The following is a 6576-nucleotide window of genomic DNA, read 5'->3' on the forward strand; positions in this document are numbered from 1 at the left end:
GATAAATCTTGTTAAACGAAGGGCGTATTACTTCGTATGTTTATACCTTTGTGTACTGTTTTATAATCTGAAGGATAACACTTAATAAAGAGAAGGAAAGATGAAAGATTGTTCAGGACATCCAGTTGTCTGCAACCATAATAAAGTAGGCTTCTTGGGATTGCTCGTCACATTAGGCATCGTATTTGGAGACATTGGAACATCACCCCTATATGTGATGAAGGCCATACTCCATACAGGCGAAGCCATCGACGAAAGCACTATCTTGGGTGCATTGTCCTGTATCATTTGGACACTCACCCTACAGACCTCCATCAAATACGTATGTGTGGCTCTGCGTGCCGACAACAATGGCGAAGGAGGCATTCTCGCCCTCTACGCTCTTCTGCGCCGCCTCAAGAGTAAGTGGATTTATATACTGGCTATCATTGGCGCCAGTACCTTACTGGCAGATGGAATTATCACCCCTGCCATTACGGTTACTACAGCCATTGAAGGACTCGAAAGTATCAGTCCGAATCTGCCTGTCACTCCCATTACACTTGCCATTATCACCATCATCTTCTTTGTGCAGCGGTTTGGCACCGAGAGTATTGGCAAGTCTTTCGGAGTCTTCATGCTCCTATGGTTTCTCCTGTTGGGCATAATAGGCGTCATCAGTATCACGACCTTCCCTATGATACTAAAGGCATTCAACCCATATTATGCTGTCATCCTGTTGGCAAAATCCCCCCAATGGTTTTTAATTCTGGGTGCCGTGTTTCTCTGTACTACCGGTGCAGAAGCTCTTTACTCCGACTTGGGACATTGTGGCAGAAAGAACATCACCATCAGTTGGGCCTTTGTAAAGACCATGCTCATTCTCAACTATCTGGGACAGGGAGCATGGGCGCTGAATCATGTGCAGACAGCCTACTCCGTGAATCCGTTCTTTGCCATCATGCCGCAGAACATACTTGTCTTCGCCATCATTATGGCCACGGGTGCGGCTATCGTTGCGAGTCAGGCACTCATCAGCGGTACCTTCTCCATCTTGAGCGAAGCCATGAACCTGCACTTCTGGCCCCGTATGCGAATCAAGCATCCCACACATGTAAAAGGGCAGCTTTATATCCCCGTAATCAACCTTGCCATGTACATCGGTGTGGTCCTCATCATCCTGCTGTTTCGCGACTCCTCACACATGGAGGCTGCCTACGGACTCGCCATTACTATCACCATGCTGATGACTACATTGCTGCTCGGTTTCTACCTGCACAGCAAGGGTATGGCGCGACTTTTCACGATATTGTTTATTGGCACATACTGCACCATCGAGGGCATCTTCTTAACTGCCAATTTGTCAAAGTTTCTCGCAGGAGGCTGGTGCACAATGCTCATTAGCGGAATCCTGTTCCTGATGATGTATGTATGGGTACGTGCCATGAAGATACGCCGCCAGTACATTAGCACCAAACCACTGGACGACTATTATCAGATTATCTCCGACATCAAAGCCGACGAAGACATCCCCAAGTACGCTTCCAATCTTGTCTATGTAAACCATGCCGACAAACAAGGTACCGTAGATGACAAGTTGCTATATTCCATCATCAACAAGCAACCTAAACGCGCTGACCATTACTGGCTCATCAATATGGAGTTTGTAGATACTCCTGATACGCTGGAGTACAGTTGCGAGACCTTAGTGCCCGACACACTGTACAGCGTGACCATGCACATAGGTTTCCGTATCGAGCCTCGGGTTAGTCTCTATCTGAGACAAGTGGTGGAAGACCTTGTGGATAGCAAGAAGGTTGACCTTACCAGCACCTATCCTTCACTCCGCAAAAACGGTATTCCTGGCGATTTCCGTTTCATCATCATCCACCGCGTGTATTATCCCGAGAGTTCCGTCAACCGCCAGCAGAACCTGCTGATGACCATCTACGCCCTTATCAGCAAGATAGGCATTGACGAGCCAAAGGCATTGGGCCTTGACACTTCCATGGTGGTGGTAGAACGCGTGCCGCTGATTATCAATCATCACATTGGCAGCATCAGGCGAATCGCACAAATTGTAGAAGAATAAACAAAACCGACTGATTGTAACCTGAGTTCGGGATAAGAAAGTCTTTGTAAAAGTTGGTAATCCCAATAGTTCTTAGTACCTTTATGGTTGTAACACGGGTATAAGTTTCATTGACAGTACATGCATTCCCATATGCCACAACAAGCGCATAACAAGGAACAAGGTGTTCCGTGGTTATGCAGAAAGAGGTGAGAGTACCATGGGATGGTATTTCGGTTTCAAGTTGCACCTGATATGTAATGAGAGAGGTGAACTGCTTAACTTTATGCTTACGAAAGCGAATGTTGACGACAGAAATACAGATGTGTTTAACAGATTGAGTGATAATGTGTTCGGAAAAATATTCGCAGACAAAGGATATATTTCACAGGGCTTGTTTGAGAGATTGTTTAACGACGGCATTGAAATTGTCACTGGCTTGAAATGCAATATGAAAAACAGACTCATGCCATTGTATGACAAGATTCTGTTGCGCAAAAGGTCTGTCATAAAAGAAAGTTCCGACTTCGACAACATGATGAATGATGTCGAAAACGAGGTTGAGGAACAGCAAGCCGAGGATGGACTTGTAAACCGTGTTCCTGAGTTAAAACAGTTGAGTGAGGACATTGACAAGGCTACCAATACCTTCATCAATTCCACATTTGAACTGGAGTCTACCATTCAGCAGTATCAACGTGCAGAAACCAAATTAGGTGGTGCTGTGACTACTATCAGCAAAAAGGTTGATCAATCGATCAACACTTAGACAAAGTTTTAGAGAATACGCCAACACAATTAAAGGTGTCTGTAAATGTCAACGATGCTGACTGGCAGAAAATCCAAGAACTGTTTGCCAAAGAACGCCAATGGATGACCGCACAGATGCATATCCGTGAGGTCAATTCCATGTTTGCTGATGAACGGAAGAAAGTCCGTGAACGATACAAGGAATATGATGGCTGCTATCTCGGTCACTATGCCCAGTGGTTCTTCTGGTTTTTCTTCTCTATCGGCATCTTTGTGGTTGCAGGAGTTGTAGGAATGATGATTGCACAGAGTTATGGAAAATGACAAGCCGACTAACCTTAGACTTTCGCCTAAAGTCAGTCGGCTTATCTCAATTAAACTATTCGCATCCTAACTCTGTGAACACGAAATAATCATAGAAATGATAGAAATGACTATTGCAATAGAGGACAAAACTAAGCTGCCTATATCCTTAATTCGACCAATCAAATGATCTTTCTCTTTTTGTTTCTTCTGCTTAATTAACGAAGAGACCTCTTGTGAAAGCAACTGTAATTTTCCGTTTGGCTTTACTACCCATCCTCCTGTTGTTACAGTTATAGCCTCATGTTCTTTAAGGATATTCGTTATGGCTTTGTCTCTATTGGAAGGTGTAACACCTAAGGTTGAAGGTTCTATGTATTTTAAAGTACTATTCTCCAGTTCTTTAATAACATTAGCAAGTGCCGCTAAAAAGTCCAAATCTAAATTTTCCATTGTAACACTATTGTTTTTGTAAATGCTGGTATCACACCTCTATTAGTTTAAAGAGATTTCTCCATCTTTAACCTTATCAATAGTAGCTTTTCTATGATAGCCATTCTTGGTGAATTCATTTATCCATATAAGCCTCCTTGTACCATCACCATAAGGTTGTAATCTGAAATGACCACTAACTTTGAAAGACTCATCATTACAGATTTCGGTATACCACTTACTATCAAAGCGATAGTAATTAAGCCCTGCTTCTGTGACAATCTGAGTCTTTTTGTTCTTTTTAATCTCTTTTCTTATGGTGGTTGAAACTTTACCTAATTGCACTTCTGCCCATTGTCTTAAACACAAATAATCCAAGACCATATCTATGTAATCTCTGATATTTGCTTCCATACAACCATCAATAAGAGGTAGAACCATGCAGTCTAACTGATGTCCATTTCCCTTAATTCTATCCTTTGGTGACACACAAATGTAATATGTAGGTATCGACAAATATTTATCGATGTTGTCTTGGAATATCCATAAAGTAAGACAGCCATTCTTTATGCTATACACGACATAACACCCTTCTATAAAGTATGGGCTACGAACAATTCCATTCTCATTATCTAACTCTTGGAGAATATCAATATGAAATTGTGTAAATTTCATATAGGATTTATCCATCGTCTCAACAAATGTCTTAGAGAAAACGACCAAATTACGGCAGTTTCCTTTTACTGTAGATAATTCTCTTATCGCATTCTCTCTGTCAGAATCAATTGCACTACCGATATTATTACACCAATTAAGAATGCTTTGTGGCAATTCTCTTTTATCAAGACAAAACAAGTATCTAAACAATGTAATGTCATTTATGTTTTTAATTTTCATAAACAAATACAATTTGTCAATTAACCCTTTTGATCCATCTATAGTCAGGACCTTTAGTTGTCCACTGAAATTGCCACATTGCACCGGACTTATTGCTTATCAAATAGTATTGATACATACTCGTCATCGGTTGTATTGTAAAAATGCTACTATTACCTGCTTCAAGAACTTCTTCATTAATTGAAACGCAAAGGAGGTTGTCTAAAGACTTGGTATCGTATTGCACTTGCCAAAGTCTTCCTGTAAAACTATCCAACATGATGAATGTCCACATATTTTGAGTAGCAAACATTTTGAATCTCCCCTGCCATCTATCAGTTGAAGATGGATATGCTTTTGACCAGTAATTTATTGGTGCAGCAAACATGTAATCTGTTCCTTTTGTGCTAAATTGGACTTGCCAATTCTTTCCAGTAAAAGTATCAAGCATGATGAAAGTCCACATATTCTGTGTTTCATAAAGACAAAAGCGATTATCAGTTTCGCCACCATCTTCCATTGCATCACATATTTTCCAAGATTGACCGTCATCTTGCACCTATAACACTTCTCCCGTAGCAGTATTCAAACGTAACTGGTTATGGTAGTTACGTGTTTTATACATTTTATAAGTTTGTGCAAATAGGCTGATAGGCATAAAGCACAAAAACAATAAAGCAGCAATTTTCCTCATATCGTTTCTGTTTTACGAAAAAACTAAATGGAATTTGGATTATGCAATATTACCATCATTCCTTCATTTATTCTTTTACGACAAAGATTATGTCGGCAAGACTTTCGTACATTTTTTTATTACCCCTTAATTCCGCAACACTATTATAAATTAGGCCTTTTAAGTACCTGAGCAACAAAAAGTTGCCCAGGATTTTTCCATGTCGAAGAATTCACTTATCTTAGTGTTGCAAAATAAACAAGAGAATCCGACGATAGACATGGCAAAAATACAAATTAAATCTGAGAAACTCACTCCTTTTGGAGAAATATTTTCAATCATGGAGCAATTTGACTCCACATTGTCATCTGTAATCGACTCAACCCTCGGTCTGAGGTGTAGATTGTTCCATTTCATGGCACGTTTTCTCGCCATGACAGAGCTTAAGTAAACTTAGCTCTGCTCATCTGGCTTAACGAAAACGTTCGTTTCCATCAGAAAGACACGCTGAAGAGATTCTTTGAAAGATTTGAACAGAACGGGCTTACTATCTATCGTTTCATAGCTGACTGTGGATCATGTTCCGAGGAAATCACAGAAGAAGTAGAGAAACACAGCAAGTCCTTTTATATCCGCGCAAACCGCTGCGGTTCGCTCTATAATGACATCTTTGCTCTCAGAGGCTGGAAGACTGAGGAAATCAATGGCATTGACTTTGAATTGAACTCTATCCTTGTTGAGAAGTGGAAGGGTAAAGCATACCGACTTGTGATTCAAAGACAGAAACGGATGGATGGTGTGCAGGACCTTTGGGTAGGAGAATACACATACCGTTGTATCCTGACTAACGACTATGAATCTTCCGCAAGAGAAATTGTCGAGTTCTATAACCTTCGTGGAGGAAAAGAACATATCTTCGATGATATGAACAATGGTTTCGGGTGGGACAGATTGCCCAAATCCTTCATGGCAGAGAACACAGTGTTCCAAAAATAACAGCATCAGATTAAAAATTATCGCTGTCCGCAAAACTTTTTTTTGAGCATAAAGAATTAGGGCTGGATTCATCGCTTGGAATTCAGCCCTTTATTATTGGCTAAACATCCATATCATTGCCATTGTTTTTGGTAACTATATACCTTTCGGGGGTTAAAAGTATATAGTTACCAATTGTTTTATAAAAAGCCGCCATTCCTATCCATATTCTCTTGCTTGCTTAATGGTCATGCCGACCGACCTGATACCCCTGCTTCCCAGCACGATGGACGAGGCGATGTAAATACCTATTTTTGGGTATTGCCGCAGTATTCTGATTGCAATAACTTTGCATTTAGTTAATTATTAGAGGTTAAGACAAGCATGAGAACCCCAGTTCGGGATAAGATTTTGTTCATAAAAAAGTTGGTAGTCTCACAAATATTTTGTACCTTTATAGGTGATTTACAATAAGTTACAAAAATATTTAATATGACTACCGATTACAAAGTTACAG

The 6576-nt window shown here is 40.5% G+C and carries 6 protein-coding genes and 1 pseudogene; 4 read left to right on the forward strand and 3 right to left on the reverse strand.

Going from position 1 to position 6576, the window contains the following annotated elements:
- The first annotated feature begins 100 nt into the window (after positions 1-100).
- The 3 genes from CIK95_RS05605 to CIK95_RS13295 all read left to right on the forward strand — a co-directional run bounded on the left by CIK95_RS05605 (position 101) and on the right by CIK95_RS13295 (position 3124).
- On the forward strand, positions 101-2071 hold the full coding sequence (locus CIK95_RS05605) for a KUP/HAK/KT family potassium transporter (protein ID WP_094387410.1): 1971 nt from the start codon (positions 101-103) through the stop codon (positions 2069-2071).
- Positions 2072-2180: 109 nt separating this feature from the next.
- Complete coding sequence (locus tag CIK95_RS13445; RefSeq protein WP_256387372.1) at positions 2181-2819, forward strand: IS982 family transposase; 639 nt, start codon at positions 2181-2183, stop codon at positions 2817-2819.
- Between the two features lie 35 nt (positions 2820-2854).
- A complete protein-coding gene (locus tag CIK95_RS13295; protein ID WP_173823501.1) occupies positions 2855-3124 on the forward strand; it encodes a hypothetical protein in 270 nt (89 codons plus the stop codon).
- 66 nt (positions 3125-3190) lie between these two features.
- Here CIK95_RS13295 and CIK95_RS05615 read toward each other — a convergent pair whose 3' ends face one another.
- Genes CIK95_RS05615 through CIK95_RS05625 form a run of 3 tightly spaced genes read right to left on the reverse strand, consistent with a single transcriptional unit; the run spans position 3191 to position 4931 of the window.
- Positions 3191-3556 carry a hypothetical protein gene (locus CIK95_RS05615; protein ID WP_094387411.1) on the reverse strand — a complete coding sequence of 122 codons (366 nt, stop codon included), beginning with the start codon at positions 3554-3556 and terminating at the stop codon, positions 3191-3193.
- A gap of 42 nt (positions 3557-3598) precedes the next feature.
- Entirely contained in the window at positions 3599-4432 is an 834-nt protein-coding gene (locus CIK95_RS05620; RefSeq protein WP_094387412.1) for a hypothetical protein, read from the reverse strand.
- Positions 4433-4448: 16 nt separating this feature from the next.
- On the reverse strand, positions 4449-4931 hold the full coding sequence (locus CIK95_RS05625) for a hypothetical protein (RefSeq protein WP_254046427.1): 483 nt from the start codon (positions 4929-4931) through the stop codon (positions 4449-4451).
- Between the two features lie 433 nt (positions 4932-5364).
- Between CIK95_RS05625 and CIK95_RS05630 the strand changes: the two are divergent.
- Positions 5365-6071: pseudogene (locus CIK95_RS05630) on the forward strand (transposase); the annotation flags it as partial.
- Positions 6072-6576 lie beyond the last annotated feature (505 nt).

This window comes from Prevotella sp. P5-108 (assembly GCF_002251385.1).
Lineage (GTDB): Bacteria > Bacteroidota > Bacteroidia > Bacteroidales > Bacteroidaceae > Prevotella.

What these genes read in the sequence shown, in the direction of transcription:
- CIK95_RS05605 (WP_094387410.1), top strand. Translation starts at nt 101, where the DNA reads ATGAAAGATTGTTCAGGACATCCAGTTGTCTGCAACCATAATAAAGTA.
- CIK95_RS05615 (WP_094387411.1), bottom strand. Translation starts at nt 3,556, where the DNA reads ATGGAAAATTTAGATTTGGACTTTTTAGCGGCACTTGCTAATGTTATT.
- CIK95_RS05620 (WP_094387412.1), bottom strand. Translation starts at nt 4,432, where the DNA reads ATGAAAATTAAAAACATAAATGACATTACATTGTTTAGATACTTGTTT.
- CIK95_RS05625 (WP_254046427.1), bottom strand. Translation starts at nt 4,931, where the DNA reads ATGGAAGATGGTGGCGAAACTGATAATCGCTTTTGTCTTTATGAAACA.